The 16,688-nt window shown below is 45.3% G+C and carries 17 protein-coding genes; 13 read left to right on the forward strand and 4 right to left on the reverse strand.

The window, feature by feature from the left end; genetic code table 11:
• Positions 1 to 173 precede the first annotated feature (173 nt).
• From dsbC to hypE, 12 genes are all read left to right on the forward strand, one after another.
• Entirely contained in the window at positions 174 to 857 is a 684-nt protein-coding gene (dsbC, locus tag QZ106_RS02995; RefSeq protein WP_295974049.1) for a bifunctional protein-disulfide isomerase/oxidoreductase DsbC, read from the forward strand.
• Positions 858 to 870: 13 nt separating this feature from the next.
• Positions 871 to 2,604, forward strand: coding sequence for a single-stranded-DNA-specific exonuclease RecJ (gene recJ, locus QZ106_RS03000; RefSeq protein WP_295974050.1), 1,734 nt, complete (start codon positions 871 to 873; stop codon positions 2,602 to 2,604).
• 7 nt (positions 2,605 to 2,611) lie between these two features.
• Positions 2,612 to 3,271: a thiol:disulfide interchange protein DsbA/DsbL gene (locus QZ106_RS03005; protein ID WP_295974052.1), complete on the forward strand. Its 660-nt coding sequence runs from the start codon at positions 2,612 to 2,614 to the stop codon at positions 3,269 to 3,271.
• Between the two features lie 22 nt (positions 3,272 to 3,293).
• Positions 3,294 to 3,986, forward strand: coding sequence for a 5'-methylthioadenosine/adenosylhomocysteine nucleosidase (locus QZ106_RS03010; RefSeq protein WP_295974054.1), 693 nt, complete (start codon positions 3,294 to 3,296; stop codon positions 3,984 to 3,986).
• Between the two features lie 152 nt (positions 3,987 to 4,138).
• On the forward strand, positions 4,139 to 4,834 hold the full coding sequence (locus QZ106_RS03015; protein ID WP_295974057.1) for a DUF4198 domain-containing protein: 696 nt from the start codon (positions 4,139 to 4,141) through the stop codon (positions 4,832 to 4,834).
• Between the two features lie 4 nt (positions 4,835 to 4,838).
• Positions 4,839 to 5,339, forward strand: a complete 501-nt coding sequence (locus QZ106_RS03020; protein ID WP_295974060.1) for a carboxypeptidase regulatory-like domain-containing protein — start codon at positions 4,839 to 4,841, stop codon at positions 5,337 to 5,339.
• A 2-nt stretch (positions 5,340 to 5,341) separates the two neighbouring features.
• Positions 5,342 to 5,992: a cobalt transporter CbiM gene (cbiM, locus tag QZ106_RS03025; protein ID WP_295974062.1), complete on the forward strand. Its 651-nt coding sequence runs from the start codon at positions 5,342 to 5,344 to the stop codon at positions 5,990 to 5,992.
• Positions 5,989 to 6,654: an energy-coupling factor transporter transmembrane protein EcfT gene (locus tag QZ106_RS03030; RefSeq protein ID WP_295974064.1), complete on the forward strand. Its 666-nt coding sequence runs from the start codon at positions 5,989 to 5,991 to the stop codon at positions 6,652 to 6,654. Before cbiM ends, QZ106_RS03030 begins: the two co-directional genes overlap by 4 nt.
• The gene (locus QZ106_RS03035) at positions 6,651 to 7,274 is read left to right on the forward strand and encodes an energy-coupling factor ABC transporter ATP-binding protein (RefSeq protein WP_295974066.1); all 624 of its coding nucleotides are present in this window, start codon (positions 6,651 to 6,653) and stop codon (positions 7,272 to 7,274) included. The genes QZ106_RS03030 and QZ106_RS03035 overlap by 4 nt, the downstream gene beginning before the upstream one ends.
• A 78-nt stretch (positions 7,275 to 7,352) precedes the next feature.
• Complete coding sequence (hypB, locus tag QZ106_RS03040) at positions 7,353 to 8,159, forward strand: hydrogenase nickel incorporation protein HypB (protein ID WP_295974069.1); 807 nt, start codon at positions 7,353 to 7,355, stop codon at positions 8,157 to 8,159.
• Positions 8,160 to 8,174: 15 nt separating this feature from the next.
• Complete coding sequence (hypD, locus tag QZ106_RS03045) at positions 8,175 to 9,287, forward strand: hydrogenase formation protein HypD (RefSeq protein WP_295974071.1); 1,113 nt, start codon at positions 8,175 to 8,177, stop codon at positions 9,285 to 9,287.
• Complete coding sequence (hypE, locus tag QZ106_RS03050; protein WP_295974074.1) at positions 9,287 to 10,300, forward strand: hydrogenase expression/formation protein HypE; 1,014 nt, start codon at positions 9,287 to 9,289, stop codon at positions 10,298 to 10,300. The genes hypD and hypE overlap by 1 nt, the downstream gene beginning before the upstream one ends.
• A gap of 585 nt (positions 10,301 to 10,885) precedes the next feature.
• Here the strand turns inward: hypE and QZ106_RS03055 are convergent.
• The 4 genes from QZ106_RS03055 to QZ106_RS03070 form a co-directional block, all read right to left on the reverse strand.
• Positions 10,886 to 11,275, reverse strand: a complete 390-nt coding sequence (locus QZ106_RS03055; protein WP_295974077.1) for a hypothetical protein — start codon at positions 11,273 to 11,275, stop codon at positions 10,886 to 10,888.
• An 8-nt stretch (positions 11,276 to 11,283) separates the two neighbouring features.
• Positions 11,284 to 11,478: a hypothetical protein gene (locus QZ106_RS03060; RefSeq protein WP_295974079.1), complete on the reverse strand. Its 195-nt coding sequence runs from the start codon at positions 11,476 to 11,478 to the stop codon at positions 11,284 to 11,286.
• A 276-nt stretch (positions 11,479 to 11,754) separates the two neighbouring features.
• Entirely contained in the window at positions 11,755 to 12,570 is an 816-nt protein-coding gene (locus tag QZ106_RS03065) for a shikimate 5-dehydrogenase (protein WP_295974082.1), read from the reverse strand.
• Positions 12,571 to 12,857: 287 nt separating this feature from the next.
• On the reverse strand, positions 12,858 to 15,230 hold the full coding sequence (locus QZ106_RS03070; protein ID WP_295974085.1) for a carbamoyltransferase HypF: 2,373 nt from the start codon (positions 15,228 to 15,230) through the stop codon (positions 12,858 to 12,860).
• A 250-nt stretch (positions 15,231 to 15,480) separates the two neighbouring features.
• Here QZ106_RS03070 and queA point away from each other — a divergent pair, with 250 nt between their 5' ends.
• Positions 15,481 to 16,572: a tRNA preQ1(34) S-adenosylmethionine ribosyltransferase-isomerase QueA gene (gene queA / locus QZ106_RS03075; RefSeq protein ID WP_295974088.1), complete on the forward strand. Its 1,092-nt coding sequence runs from the start codon at positions 15,481 to 15,483 to the stop codon at positions 16,570 to 16,572.
• Positions 16,573 to 16,688: the final 116 nt, after the last annotated feature.

The raw sequence follows: 16,688 nt of genomic DNA on the forward strand, positions 1-16,688 counted from the left end.
TGATTAACTGTGTTTAAAGACTAAATTAAGTGCAGGATTATAAGGGATTTTCCATAGATTTGGTAGGGCGAAAGGGGATTCATCATGAAAATTGAATCGGGCTTTTGCATAAGCTGCCAATTACTTTTATAATTTGCACTTCTTTTCACTATTTCACAATTTAGGAACAAAAAATGAAAAAAATAATAACCGCACTTTCCCTTTTGGCAATGTCTGCCGGCGCTATGGCGGATGATGCTGCGCTAAAAAATAAGCTAGAAAAATTGGGGGTAAAAGACATTGAAATTCAATCCTCTCCGATTAAAGGATTACGCACTGTGATTAGTGATCAAGGTGTTTTTTATGCTGAAGAAGGCGGAGATTATTTACTGCAAGGTAATATTTACAAGTTGAGTGATAAAGGCATTAGCAATATTTCCAACAATGTATTAATGGACAAATTAAATGCCTTAACAAGTGAAATGATTGTCTATCCGGCGAAAAATGAAAAACACGTTGTCACCGTTTTCATGGACATCACTTGCCATTACTGCCATTTATTGCATCAACAAATCAAAGAATATAACGATTTAGGCATTACCATTCGCTATCTTGCCTTCCCACGCGGTGGCACAGACAGCAAAACTGCCAGCCAAATGGAAGCGATTTTCACTGCGAAAGATCCGGCATTTGCGCTAAATGAAGCAGAAAACGGCAATTTACCAAAAGAATTGAAAACACCGAATATTGTCAAAAAACACTATAATCTTGGCATTCAATTTGGCGTGAATGGCACACCGACCATTGTTACCTCAAAAGGGGAAATTATCGGCGGCTATTTAAAACCACGTGAATTATTAGCCGAGTTAGAAGGTTAACTTAGGTTTCCTTGTGCAAAAACGTATCTTACGCCGCGATGTGCCGGCTGGCGATAAACTCTGTGACGATCCCTTGTTGGATCGTCTTTATCGTTCGCGCCACATTAAAAACGCCAACCAATTAGACCGCACTTTAAATGCCATGCACCATCCGAACCTTATGTCGGGCATGGATAGCGCGGTAACCTTTCTTCTTGAAGCTTATCAAAAACAACAGAAAATCGTTATTGTAGGCGATTTCGATGCCGATGGCGCAACCAGTACCGCATTGGCGGTGCTTGCGCTACGTCAGTTGGGCTTTGCCAATGTCACCTATTTAGTGCCGAACCGCTTCGAGCAAGGTTACGGATTAAGTGTTGCCGTGGCACAAGAGGCCTTGGCTTTAGGCGTTGAGTTGTTAATGACCGTAGATAACGGTGTTTCTTCTCATGAGGGCGTGGCATTTTTAAAGGCGCAGGGGGTGAAAGTGATCGTGACCGATCACCACTTGCCACCGGAAACGCTGCCGAATGCCGACGCCATTGTGAATCCGAATTTGGCGCATTGCGGTTTCCCGTCGAAAAATTTGGCCGGTGTGGGCGTTACTTTTTATCTTATGCTTGCCTTGCGGGCAAAATTCCGCGAAGTTGGTCTATTTGATGCCAAAAATCAGCCGAATTTTACGGAATTGTTAGATTTGGTGGCGTTAGGCACTGTATCCGATGTGGTGCCATTGGATCAAAATAACCGCATTTTAGTCTATCAAGGCATTGCCCGCATTCGCGCTGAACGTTGTCGTTGTGGCATTCGTGCCTTAGCGGAAGTGGCGAAGCGGGATGTGACCCGTTTTGTGGCGGCGGATTTAGGGTTTTCCATTGGCCCACGTTTAAATGCGGCGGGACGGCTGGATAATATGTCCGTGGGCGTAGAGCTTTTGTTAGCCGAAAACATGGAAACGGCTCGCGCGTTGGCATTAGAGCTGGATGGGTTAAATCAAGCGCGCAAAGAAATTGAGCAAGGTATGAAGTTAGAAGCTTTAACGATCTGCCAAAATTTGTTTGCAAATGCCACCGCACTTGAAACAGAAATCCCCTACGCTATCGTGTTATATCAATCGGATTGGCACCAAGGCGTGCTAGGGATTCTCGCCTCACGCATTAAAGAACAGTTTCATCGTCCGGTGATTGCGTTTGCTCAAGAGCAAGCAGGCATGTTGAAAGGGTCTGCACGTTCTATTCCTGGTTTGCATATTCGCGATGTGTTGGAGCGGGTTTATTCACAGCATCCGGATTTGATCCTGAAGTTTGGCGGGCATGCCATGGCGGCAGGATTGAGTATTCAAGAAAGCCGCTTTGACGATTTTCGTCAGATTTTTAATCAGACGGTCAGCGAATTATTGGCGGAAGACCAATTACAAGGCACCATTTGGACTGACGGCGAATTAAATGCGAACTTGTTAAACTTGGCGACGGCAGAAACCTTGCGTCAAGGCGGGCCTTGGGGACAGGCATTCCCCGAACCTTTGTTCGACGGCGAATTTAAAATTCTGCAACAACGCTTAGTGGGCGAAAAACACTTAAAAATGATGGTGGAACCCAAACTGGGCGGACCTTTGTTAGATGCTATCGCCTTTAACGTGGATACACGCTATTATCCTGATTTATCTGTAAAAAAGGCAAGATTCGTCTATAAACTTGACATTAATGAGTTTCGTGGCAATCGCGATGTTCAGCTGTTGGTGGATTATATTGAACCCTTGGAAAGTTAGGCTCATGATGTCAAGGCTTAGATTACTCATCGTTTTATTCTTTATCAGCGGATTTGCCGTTGCGCAAGAAAGCGTGTCTCATCTGCCTGCGCTAGATGAAGCCAGCCGCCTGTTTGAAGAAGGCAAAGACTATTTTTCTTACCAAGAACCGATCACGCTGCCACCTCGAAAAGATCATCGCATTCCGATTCAATTCTTTTTTGATTACGATTGTCGTGTTTGCTCTTCTGCCCAAGACATTCTTGAACTTTATAGTCAAATTAACCGCGATCGCGTGGTATTAACCGAATATCCAGTAGCAACCGCGAAAACGCGTTTTTCTGCAACGGTTTTTTATAGTTTGCAAGCGTTAAATGCCGATAACTTGTCTTCCGCCTTGCTGTTTGAAACCGCTGAAAAAAGCCAATATACGAAACTCTCTCAAATAGACAATCTGTTGGCGTGGCTTGGGCGACAAGGCATTGAGCGCAACCGTTTTTTACAAACCTATACTTCGGAACAGATTAAACAACAGGTAGATGAGGCAATACGTTTAACCGAAGATTACGGCGTGTTTACCTTTCCTTATGTCATTATTGACGGCAAATATGTGTTGACCGCGAGTACCTTATATAATGACGATTATGCCCTCGCGGTATTAGATTTTTTAATTAACAAAAAACAATAGCAAACCAGTACAAAGGATAGTTATGAAAATCGGGATTGTTGGCGCGATGGCGCAAGAAGTAGAAATTTTAGTCAATTTAATGACGGATAAGATCGTCACAAAATTAGCTTCCGGCACGATTTATGAAGGCAACATTCAAGGAAAACAGGTTGCCTTATTGCAATCCGGTATCGGCAAAGTTGCCGCCGCCATGGGAACAACGGCGTTATTGCAATTAGCCAAACCGGATCTTGTAATTAACACCGGTTCTGCCGGTGGCGTGGCGGAAGGTTTAAACATTGGTGATGTGATTGTTTCCACTGAAACGCAATATCACGATGCGGATGTGACGGCTTTCGGTTATGCCAAAGGGCAATTACCGGCGTGTCCGGTCACGTTTGTGTCTGATACGAAACTTGTTGAGCTGGCAGAGCGCGTTGCCACACGATTAGGACAACACGTGAAACGCGGGTTAATTTGTTCCGGCGACAGTTTTATTCAAGGCGGTGAACGCTTGGCACAAATTAAACAAGATTTCCCGAAGGTGATTGCCGTGGAAATGGAAGCCACCGCGATTGCGCAGGTGTGCCATGCGTTTAACGTACCTTTTGTGGTCGTTCGTGCGATTTCTGATGCGGGGGATGGCAAAGCGAATATGTCCTTTGAAGAATTCCTTCCGTTGGCGGCGAAACAATCTTCTGACATGATCGTTGCCATGTTGGCTGAATTGAATTAATCCCTTCTCTCCGCGTACGGTGTATCGTACGCGGACGACATCTTCTAACCTATCTCTCTCATTTTTCATCTATTTTTCTAAAAAAACGCTTGATTCTGGAGTTGCTCTATATTTTATCATGAGCCAAACTTAACGATAAAAGGAGACATCAAATGAAATTTCTAAAAACAAGCGTAATTTGTACCGCACTTTTCGCGGCATCACTTGCTAACGCGCATAACGTTTGGTTAGAGCCCGTTAAAGACGCCAATGCTACAGGGCAATATGTGGTGAAATTTGGTCACGAACAGACAGAAGCTTACCCTGAACAAAAATTGAAAGCGGTTAAGTTGCTGGATAATAAAGGCAATGTTACTAACGCAACCTATCAATTTAAAGAAGGTGAAGCTTATCTTAATGCGGAGAAAGCCTCACAAGTGTTTATTCGTTTTGATAACGGTGTTTGGTCTAAATTGCCAAGTGGCAAATATGTAGAGAAAACCAAACAACAAGAACCGACAGCCGAACTTTCTGTGAATCCGGTGAAATTCGGTAAAGCCGTATTACAGTGGGACGAACAAGCGATGAAAGCGCACGGTATGGAATATGAATTGGTGCCTCAAGCACAACCCAAAGCCGGAAAACCATTGTCGATTTTAGTGTTACACAAAGGCAAACCGGTGAAAGACATTAAAGTGGGACTAGGCGAAGATGCGCCGTTCAATTTAACCAACGACAAAGGTATCGCTGAATTTACCCCACAAGCCGGTTACAACAAAGTTTGGGCTGAATTTGAGGAAAACGTCAAAGGTAATCCGGATTACGATAGCCGTTCTATTGAATACATGTTGACCTTTGATGCTGAGTAATCGCATGAAAAAAACGTTGCGTATTCTGACCGCACTTTTTCCCTTGTTGTTTACCCCTCATGCTTTCGCGCACGCGCTTTATGTGTTCGCCCAGTATGATGGGCAAACCGTGACGGGAAAATCCTATTATTCCGATATGACCCCTGCTGCGGAAACCTATGTGGAAGTTTTACGTCATGGGGAAAATCAGCCATTGATGACGGGGAAAACCGATAAGCGTGGTTATTTTCACTTTCCGTTAGTGGTTGAACCGAAAGTCGCCTTAAAAGTGGTGGTTGAAGGGGAAGAAGGACATCGGGCGGCGGTAGTGGCAGATCGCATCACCGCAACGCCAAATACGCCAACGCAAGCGAGCGATGAAAGCTTGTTGTTACTGCGTGGTGATATTGCGCAGTTACGCGACAAAATTTACCTGCACGATATTTTAGGTGGCATTGGCTACATCATTGGCATTGCGGGCATTGCCGCTTGGTTAAGTGCCCGCAAATTAAGAAAAGGGCGTTAATAATGCATTTGTCAGAAGGCGTATTACATACGCCGGTATTGTTAGCGGGCGTTGCTTTAGCGGTAGTTGGTGTTGCTGTCGGATTACGTCATTTAGAAAGTGAACGTTTGCCTTTAACGGCGTTGTTTGCGGCGGCATTTTTTGTTGCCGGCACCATTCACGTGCCTGTGGGCATCGGTAGCGTTCACTTGATTTTAAATGGTATGGCAGGTTTATTTCTTGGCTGGGCAGTCTTCCCGGCTTTTCTTATTGCCTTATTGTTACAAGTGCTGTTCTTCTCTTTTGGCGGTTTTGCTGTATTAGGCGTGAATTTATGTGTCATGGCGTTGCCGGCGGTCGCGGCGCATTATGTGTTGCGTGGTTATTTAAAGCCGGACATGAGACCTATGGCAAAACTGTTTGCCGGCTTGGGCGCAGGCATTATTGGTGTCGGTGGCGCTGGTGCATTAGCCTCTCTTGTTTTAGCGTTAGACGGCGGCAAACATTATCAGGATCTAATTGCCTTATTGCTGTTGTCACATTTACCGGTATTCGTATTAGACGGCATTATCAGCTACGGCGTGATTTCTCTCCTCAGCAAAATGTACCCGAGTGCATTACAGTCTATTGGCACGTCACTGAACGTTGACGATACCAAACGGTGCGTACAATGAGCCCCGTTTTTCAGTGTTTTTTTCCACCGCACTTTTTTGCACCTCACTTGCGCCTGATTTACCTATTCCTTTGGGGCTTGGTGATCAGTGCCTTATCTCAACCTTCTTTGTTGCTATGGTTAAACGGCATCGCCTTAATTTTATTGGTGATCTTGATTTATCGTTGTCGTGATCCTTATTTTCCTTATCTAAAACGCTGGCTGGTCTTCAATGGCTTTACTTTATTACTTTGGGCAACCTTAAGTTGGCGTATCGGCACGGGAGGTATTGAACTTAATCCCGACGGCATGGAAACAGCCTTGTTAATTAGCTTACGCATGAACCTCTTGCTGTTTTCTTTATGGCTACTGTTATGGAAAATGAATGATGCAGTGTTGGTACAAGCCATTGGTAAATTACCCTTGCCACCCAAATTAATTTGGCTGTTTGTATTGACGGTGCGCTATATTGCCCTGTTAGGCGAATTACGACAGAAAATGGATTTGGCGATGCGTGCGCGAGGGTATCATGCCGGTTTGAATCGCCGAACGTTGTATGTCACCGCACAACGGATTGCGCTTTTACTGGTGCATGCGTTACTCAAAGCCGAGACTGCGCAAATTGCGCTCAAATGTCGCGGCTTTCGCTTCGGTGAAAAGACAAATTTAAGTGGGGAAAAATGACGGTTTTACAAGTCAACGGATTGCAAATTAAACGAGGTGAACGGCAGATTATCGACAATCTGTCTTTTCAAATTGAAGAAGGCCAACGCTTTTTTGTGCAGGGCGAAATCGGTACAGGGAAAACCACCTTATTGCTGGCTTTGTTAGGCTTTGTGCCTGTTGCTCGCGGCGAGATTCGTCTATTCGGGCAATTGTGTCGAGAAGAAAAAGATTTTGCGCCTTTTCGTGGCGCCGTAGGGTTTTGTTTTCAACACGCTGATGATCAACTGTTTGGCCCCACCGTGCTGGACGATGTTGCCTTCGGACCGTTAAATCAAGGCTTGTCACGCCAGCAAGCGTATGCTGTTGCTTGGCAGCAACTGGAACGCTTAGGTATTGCCCATTTACAGGATCGCACCGTGCATACCTTGTCCGGCGGGGAAAAGAATTTTACTGCGTTGGCAGGCGTGTTAGCGATGCAACCGAAAATTTTATTGTTAGACGAGCCGACTAACGGATTGGATCGCAAAAATACTGAAAAACTGGCCGCACTTTTGCGTGAGCTCTCACTGCCTATGTTGGTGGCGTCTCATCATCAAGGATTTACGGCTGAATTGGCTGACGATGTTCTGACTTTATGATCTCAATCAACCCGTAAAATCAAAGGTTGTGCTACCCTAGCGGGGTTTTTTGTAACCAGATCGTTAAGGGGCAATATTATGTGTACAACTTGTGGTTGTGGACATCCGGAACAAGTCAGAATCGGTGAGGTAGCACATTCTCATCATGAGCATGACGGCACACAAAGTGCGGTCAAAAATCCGAACTTTTCTCATTTCAAATTTCACTCGGTAGAATCGGCTTCTGAAGCCAGTGAAACGCAAAAACGCCTGTTGAAAGTGGAACAGGACGTATTAGGTAAAAATAATCAAATCGCGGCGCACAACCGCTTTCTTTTCCAACAACAGCATATTCTTGCACTGAATCTGGTGTCCAGCCCGGGTTCCGGTAAAACTACCTTACTCACCACGACGTTAAATGCGCTGAAAAATGACCGCACTTGTTATGTGATCGAAGGGGATCAACAAACGGAAAATGATGCAGATCGTATTCGTGCCACCGGTGTCTCTGCGATTCAAGTGAATACCGGCAAAGGTTGCCATTTAGATGCACAAATGATCAATAATGCGTTGTTCAAACTTGAACCGAAACAAAACAGTCTGCTGTTTATTGAAAACGTAGGTAACTTGGTTTGCCCGTCTGAATTTGATTTGGGTGAAAAAGCCAAAGTGGTGATTTTGTCCGTCACTGAAGGTGAAGACAAACCGTTGAAATACCCGCACATGTTTGCGGCGTCTAAGCTAATGATTTTAAATAAAGTCGATCTATTGCCATACCTTAATTTTGATGTGGAAAAATGTATCGCTTATGCCAAACAAGTAAACCCGCAAATTGAAGTGATTCAACTTTCTGCGACTACCGGCGAAGGCTTACATGCTTGGTTGGATTGGTTACAGGCACAATAAGGATGTAGAAACAAAATGCAGTTTATTGATGAGTTTCGTGATCCGAAATTAGCCAAAAGTTTAGTCAATCGCCTGAATGAATTAATGGCGAAATTGCCGCAATATACGGCGGAAAATCCGCTCTATTTAATGGAAGTCTGCGGCGGGCATACGCATACCATTTTTAAATTCGGTTTAGATCGTTTGTTGCCGAAGAGCATTGAATTTATCCATGGACCAGGTTGTCCCGTGTGCGTCTTGCCAATGGGGCGCATTGACGTGTGCATTGAAATTGCGCAAAAGCCTGGCGTGATTTTCTGTACTTTTGGCGATGCCATGCGGGTGAAGGGGCGCTGTGGTTCCTTGTTGGAAGCCAAAGCGAAAGGTGCCGACGTGCGAATCGTGTATTCACCGTTGGATGCGATGAATATCGCAGTGAACAATCCTGACAAAAAAGTGGTGTTCTTTTCTCTTGGTTTTGAAACCACCATGCCGAGTGCCGCGGTGACTTTGCAACAGGCGAATAAATTAAATATTCAGAATTTTTGGGTGGTTTCCCAAAACATTACCATCATTCCAACGCTACATAGTTTGCTTTCACAAGATTATGTAAAAATTGACGGCTTCCTTGCGCCGGGGCATGTGAGCATGGTGATCGGCACCTCGCCTTATCAATCCATTGTGGATAAATATCACAAACCTTTTGTCATCACAGGTTTTGAGCCGTTAGATATTTTGCAAGCCATCGTGATGTTGGTGCAGCAATTTGTGGACGGGCGTTGCGAAATTGAAAATCAATATAAACGTATCGTGCATTCCGAAGGTAACCTGCTGGCGCAACAAGCCATGCGTGAAGTGTTCCAGCTGAAAAAATCCAGCGAATGGCGTGGCTTAGGTGAAATTGAAGAGTCAGGTGTCGAACTGACCGACGCTTATAAACGCTTTGATGCGGAAGTGTATTTCCACAGCCAGCCACAACAAGTGGCGGATGATCCGAATTCTCGTTGCGGCGACGTGCTCACCGGCAAATGTAAACCTTCAGATTGCCCGTTATTTGGCACGCAATGTAACCCGGACAATGCCTATGGCGCTTTAATGGTGTCCTCAGAAGGGGCGTGCGCCGCCTACTATCAATATCGGAGAGAATAATGACAGATTTCATCACCATGGCGCACGGTAACGGCGGCGGTGCTATGCAAAAACTTATTCAGGACTATTTCGTCGAAGCCTTTGATAATCCCATTCTTGCACAAGGGGAAGACCAAGCCCGCTTGCCCTTAGCCGAACTCATGGCGCAAGGGGAACAGCTTTCTTTTAGTACCGACAGTTTCGTTATCGACCCGATTTTCTTTCCCGGTGGCAATATTGGTAAGCTTGCCGTGTGTGGCACATTAAACGATGTGGCAGTGTGTGGTGCTGTGCCGAAATATCTCTCTTGCGGTTTTATTTTAGAAGAAGGCTTGTCACTAGCCGAACTCAAAGACATCATTCAAGCCATGGCAAAAGCTTGCCACACTGCCGGTGTTCAAGTGGTGACGGGCGACACCAAAGTGGTGCAAAAAGGCGCGGTGGATAAAATCTTCATTAATACCAGTGGCATCGGTGTCATTCCGCAAGGCATCGATTGGGGCATGCACCGTATTGAAGCAGGCGACAAGATTATCGTCAGTGGCACTATCGGCGAACACGGCGCGACGATTCTCAACTTGCGCGAAAGCCTAGGGATTCAAACGGATCTCAGAAGCGACTGCGCGGTTCTTGCACCACTCATCGATTTATTGCGCCCCATTGAGGGCGTAAAAGCCGTACGCGATGCCACCCGTGGCGGCGTGAATGCGGTGCTACACGAATTTGCTGCCGCCCAGCAATTAGGCATGCAGATCAATGAAGACGATTTACCTATCCGCCCTGAAGTACGCGGCATTTGCGAATTACTTGGGCTAGAAGCTTTAAACTTTGCCAATGAAGGCAAATTGGTGATTATTGCTTCCCCCGAAAAAACACCTGAAATTCTGACCGCACTTCATTCCCATGAATTAGGCAAAAATGCCACCGTGATTGGCGAAGTGACGACGGATAAAAAAGTCAGATTATTAGGTAGTTTCGGTCAGTCACGGTTGTTGGATTTACCGATGAATGAGCCGTTGCCGAGGATTTGTTAGGTTGTTCTACTTTCTTGCTTGTGCAAGAAAGTAGCAAAGAACACACCTTATCGATAGCGCGCGTCTCCCGACGCGTGCTAAAAACAAAAGATAAGGCGATCTTACTTTCTTTTGCTTGCACAAAAGAAAGTAAGCAAAGAAAAGTGCACCCCAGCTTCACCGCGATTCCTCGCTCACTTGCAATTTTCTTAACGAAAATTTTCGAACTCGCTACGCTCAAACAGACGAAAATTTCCTAAAAATTGCAAATCGCTCAGGCGGTTCAGATGGGGCCCGTTTTTTGAGCGTTATTGGATAAAAGTGCGGTGTGATTTTGGATTGTTTTTTGCGGTGAAAAACGTTTGGGATTTCAACCGCACTTCTAGATTTTTATTTGGTAGGGACAGACTTTATGTCTGTCCTTATTTATATCATCAGATTATCGAACAGGCATAAAGCCTGTCCCTACGAAAATCCCATGATAGCGCACGCATCCCGGCGTATGCTGTAACTTCATGATGGTTCAAACGTCCACGCTTGGACCCAAAGAAGCACCAGCGTGGACGCTGGCGCTATCAAAAGAGGGATTCCTTTTCATTCATCAAATTATATTGATCTTAGATTATTAGGAATAGATAAAGGTTTCATACCTACGCTCATTAAAATAGCTTCCTGATCTTCTGCCCTTGTTACAATAAGCTTAATTCCTCTTGGGATTTCTTTTTTCACAGAAATATGGCAAGGCGTCCCACTAACTAACGCCCAAAAAGAGTATTCATTAGGACGTAGTGGTTCATTATTTGCATCAAATCCTCTTAATGCTTCATGCGCTTCTTCAAGAGAAATTGAAGGATGAATATTTGCAGGCGCACCGATACCAATAGCACATTGTTGACGAATCTCTTTTACTAAAGATGATTTAATTCCTACTCCGGATTTTCCGGTTAAAAATATAAAAATAAATACAATAACTAAAATAATTAGAATAATTTCCATAAAATCCTCTATTGGTGAACCACTTCAATTTTTTGAATTTCAAAAGCGACATTATTTCTACCAAAACGAATCCTCAATAATTCTTCGATATATTCCTCTGCCATCACTCTGGCAACTCTTTCACTTTTAGCATGAACAAAATGCCAAGAGGCATCTGCAGTTTGTCCATCGTGAACATATTGAATTGAATAGATTTTAAACATGATTATATTCCTTAATAAAATTTACAAAGAGGTTATGACTGTTAAGTCAATAACAGTCATAAAGGAATATATTCCTTTGAAAAACCTATAAAAAAGCCCTTAGAACTTTCACGCTCCGATAGCGCCCCCTTACCAGTGTGTGCTGTAACTTCATGATGGTTCAAGCGTCCACGTTTGAACCTAAAGAAGCACCAGCGTGGGCGCTGGCGCTATCAACGGCGACGCGCGCTATCGATAAAGTCTAAATGATAAAACACGCTCAAAACCCACCGCACTTTAAGCATTTTTTCTCGCATAATCTGCCGCTTCGGCGATGAGTGCTTCGCTTGGTCTTTTGCCGGTGTAGAGTTCGAATTGTTCAACGGCTTGTAACACAATCACTTCCGCGCCGGAGATGGTTTGTTTACCGAGGGCTTGGGCGGTTTTGATTAATGGCGTGTCGGCAGGTTGGGCAACCACATCAAACGCGGTTGTGGCTTGACGGATCATGGCTTCAGGGAACGAAAGATCGAAAGCTTCTTTTCCGCCTTTCATGCCGATTGGCGTGACGTTAACGAGAATCTCGGCAGTTTGGTTTTCGAGGGAAGCGATATAATCGTAGCCATAAAGTGCGGCTAAATAGTTGCCTGTTTTTTCGTTGCGGGCGAAGACGTTGAGCTTTTCAAAGCCGGAATGTTTAAATGCCGCCACGACGGCTTTTGCCATGCCGCCGCTGCCATGCACGATCACGCGATCGTTTTTGCTTAATTGGTATTTTTCGATCAGTTTAACAATGGCAATGTAGTCGGTGTTGTAGGCACGTAAAACGCCGTTGTCATTGACGATAGTATTCACCGATTCAATGGCTTGTGCGGAAGGGGAGATCTCATCTAAAAACGGCATGCAACTTTCTTTGAAAGGCATAGACACGGCACTTCCACGAATACCCAATGCGCGAATGCCTTTGACGGCGTGTTCGATATCATCGGTGGTGAAGGCTTTGTAAATGAAATTCAAACCGAGTTTTTGATAAAGATAATTATGAAATGTGGTACCGAAATTACCGGGACGACCGGAGAGGGACATACAGAGTTGGGTATCTTTGTTAAGCATAGGAATCCTCCCGTTGGTATAGATAAAAAAGATGCGTTCAGTATAGCAAATGATAATCCATAAAACGTTTGGAAAACCGACCGCATTTTCACGAATCATGCAAAAATAAGACGATTGGGCCCCATTTGAGCCGCCTGAGCGATTTGCAATTTTTAGGAAATTTTCGCTTGTTTGAGCGTAGCGAGTTCGAAAATTTTCGTTAAAAAAATTGCAAGTGAGCGAGGAACAGCGGCGAAGCTGGGGTCGCTTTTCTTTTGGTGACTTTTCTTTGGCGAAGCAAAGAAAAGTTACTCGCCCATCGGGTGAAATCCCGATAGTTGAGCCGCGATGACTGCCTGCCCCAAACTCAATCCGCCATCTCCCATCGGAAACTGATGCGCACTCAATACCTTAAATTCAGCTAATTGTTCTTTTATCAATCGCCGTAATAATTGGTTGTGCCATACGCCACCGGAAAGCACGATGGTTTCGCACTGGTGGCGTTGAGCCTGTTGGCGAGCCAACTGAGCGAAGCCTTCAGCCAACGCATAGTGAAAAATAAAGGCTTTGTCGGCGTTGGAAGAATCGAGCGTAATCCAGGCTTGCCAGAAATGGGCAAGATCCAATTTATTTTCAGTGTTAAGTGGCATTAAGATTGGAATCTCTCTTTTATTGAATGGCAAACTGGCGAGCACTGATTGCGAGGCGATCACTTCCAATTGGCAGGCGGCTTCGCCTTCCCAGCTCAGTTGTGGCGGCGTGATGCCCAAGCCAAAGGCTACTGCGTCAAATAAGCGACCAGCAGAGGAAATTCGTGGGCTATTGAGATTGCGCTCAATGGCCTTAGCGAGCAGTTGCCAGTCATAGTTGGCACAGGTTTGGGCAGAGATTTCTTGCCAATTTGGCACGAATTGATGCAAATGCGCTAACCAGTTGCGCCACGGTTGTTTGGCGGCAAGATCGCCCCCCGGCAACGCCACCGCAGGTAAACCGCCTAAATAATGGCAGTGTTTTTCATCGACCAACAAACATTCTCCGCCCCAAAGTTGTCCGTTTTCCCCCATGCCGATACCGTCCAACGCAAGCCCGATAACCTGTTCATGGCAATGGTGTTCTGCCATCACGCTGACAATATGGGCATGGTGGTGGAGCACTTCTACATAAGGAATTTGATGTTGTGCAGCCAAGCGTTTACCCACTTCATGGGTGAAATAACCTGCGTGAGTGTCAATGGCGATAAGCTCCGGTTTGAATTGGTAGATTTGGCAGAACAGGGCGATGTTCGCTTCTAATTGTAACCGCACTTTTTCGTTCGAGGTGTCACCAATGTGTTGGCTGACGATGGCTTTATTTTGGCGCAACAAACAGAAGGTGTTTTTTAAATCAGCCCCCAGAGCCAGCACATTGCGCGGGCTGTACTGATCCAACAGGGTTTCGTCCGGCACATAACCTCGCGCTCGGCGCAAAGTTTCCACGCCATCGAAAGCGGCACGCACTAAGGAATCGTCGGCGCGTTGCAAAATATCGCGGTTGTGGCAGAGAAAATAATCCGCCAAGTTACTTAAACATTTATTCATAAGCTCACTCGTTCGCTTATTCACCCCTTCGGGGCCGTTGGCATAGCCAACGTTCAAAAAACGTTGTTTTTTGTCAACCGCACTTGGGTTTTCCAATACCGGCGGTTGTCCGCTTGGGTTGGCAGAGGTCATCACTAATGGGCGATTCACTTCTCTCAATAATAAATGCTGTAACGGGTTGCTTGGCAACATCACGCCAATTTCATTGAGTTTTGGTGCAATCTGTTCGGCTAATGCGGGCACTTTGTGTTTTGCCAATAGCACAATGGGCGCAGCCGTGCTGGCGAGTAATCTGATTTCTGTTTCGGTGAGATCGTTTAAAAAAGACACATCAGGCACCATCACCGCCAAGGGTTTACTTGGGCGGCGTTTGCGGTCCCGCAGTAATTGCACGGCATCAGCATGAGTTGCATCACAGGCAAGATGAAAACCGCCGATACCTTTCACTGCAACAATCTTGCCTTGACGCAAAAAAAGTGCGGTGGTTTTTATCGGTGTTTTTTGATCGATAAGCGCGCCTTCTTGATTGCTTAACCAAACATGAGGGCCGCACACGGCACAGGCGTTCGGTTGCGCATGAAAACGACGGTCGGCAGGATTTTTATATTCTTCTACGCAATCAGGACAGAGGGAAAAATCGGCCATGGACGTGTTTTTGCGATCGTAGGGAATGGCTTTAATGATGGTAAAGCGCGGGCCGCAGTGAGTACAGTTCGTAAAAGGATAATGATAGCGCCGATTGGTCGGATCAAATAAATCCTTCAAACAGGCAGGGCAAGTGGCGGCATCGGGTACGATTTGGGTATCCATGGCGTTGTTTTCGCTTTCACGGATTTCAAAGCCTTCAAAGTGCGGTGGATTTTCCCACTGTTTTTCCTGCTGCTGAATGTCGGTAATCAGCGCAAGCGGAGGCAATTGCGTTTGCAGATCATGCAAGAATTGTTGCAGGTGTTGCGCTGTTGGTTCAAACAGGCGGATGAGTACGCCTTGCCCGTCGTTGTTGACATCGCCGCGTAATCCGTGTTGATTCGCCAATAACCAGACGAAGGGACGAAATCCCACGCCTTGTACTTTGCCTTTTATGCGTAATTCAATGCCTTGCATATATTTCCTGTTACTACATCATCGCCACATGATGAAAAGTGGCTATTTAAAGTGGCGCTATTTTAGCGTGCTTATTGCTTTATGATGAGGAGCATTTCTAAAAAATGTAAAAACGATGATCTTCATCAAGAATCTTATGTCGTGATACGATGATAGTGAGAGTCTAGACAGGTTTGCGCCAGTTTCCCCTTGAGATTCTCCCCGATTCGCACTAGACTACCGCCCTCTTTTTCAAACCAGATTTTCCATTATGCGTGTTGCCGATTTTTATTTTGATTTACCAGATGAGTTGATTGCCCGTTACCCTAAAACAGAGCGAACTGCTAGCCGTTTATTACAGTTGAATGGCGAAAATGGGGAAATTTTCCACCGCACTTTTGCCGATGTGTTGGAGTTGATTCATCCGGGCGATTTGATGATCTTCAATAATACCCGCGTCATTCCTGCGCGGATGTTCGGGCGCAAAATCAGTGGCGGAAAAATAGAAGTGTTGGTAGAACGCGTATTAAGCGAATCCCGTTTTCTTGCTCATGTTCGCGCCTCTAAAGCGCCGAAAGAAGGGGCTGAACTGATTTTAGGTGAAGATAAATTAGGCGAAGGCAACGGTGTAAAAGCCTTGATGGTTGGTCGCCAAGGCAGTTTATTTGAAATTGAAATCGCTGAAAAACAGACCGCACTTTTTGACGTTTTACAACAAATCGGGCATATGCCTTTACCGCCTTATATTGATCGTCCTGACGAAGAAGCGGATCAAGAGCGTTATCAAACCGTTTATAACAAAGTGCCGGGGGCGGTTGCCGCACCGACAGCCGGTTTGCATTTTGATGATGAACTTCTAGCCAAACTCAAAGAGAAAGGCGTCAATTTCGCTTTTGTAACCTTGCATGTGGGCGCGGGAACCTTCCAACCGGTGCGTGTTGAAAACATTGAAGATCATGTCATGCACGCTGAATATGTGGAAGTGCCGCAAGAGGTTTGCGATGCCATTCTAGCCACCAAGGAAGCTGGCAAGCGCGTGATTGCCGTGGGAACAACCTCCGTGCGTTCCATTGAAAGTGCTGCATTAGCGGCGGAAGAAAAACAACGTGATGTGTTAATTGAGCCGTATTTTTCCGATACCTCTATTTTCATTTATCCGGGCAAAAAATTCCGCGTGGTGGATTGTTTAATTACTAACTTCCATTTGCCGGAAAGCACGTTGATTATGCTGGTTTCTGCGTTTGCCGGATTTCGCCATACGATGAATGCGTATAAAAGTGCGGTGGAAAATCGCTATCGTTTTTTCAGTTATGGCGATGCTATGTTTATCAGCAAAAATCCGAATGTGAAGGGAATGGAATAGAAATTGACTTATTTTAAGTCAACGCCTACAATAAAAAACAAGGAATGGCGGGAACCATTCCTTGCGGCATCAACTACTATGAGCCAGTGCTACTTTTCAATAACAGGCAAAGTAGA

The sequence above is a fragment of the uncultured Aggregatibacter sp. genome, assembly GCF_901873365.1.
In the GTDB taxonomy this organism is placed as follows: domain Bacteria; phylum Pseudomonadota; class Gammaproteobacteria; order Enterobacterales; family Pasteurellaceae; genus Aggregatibacter.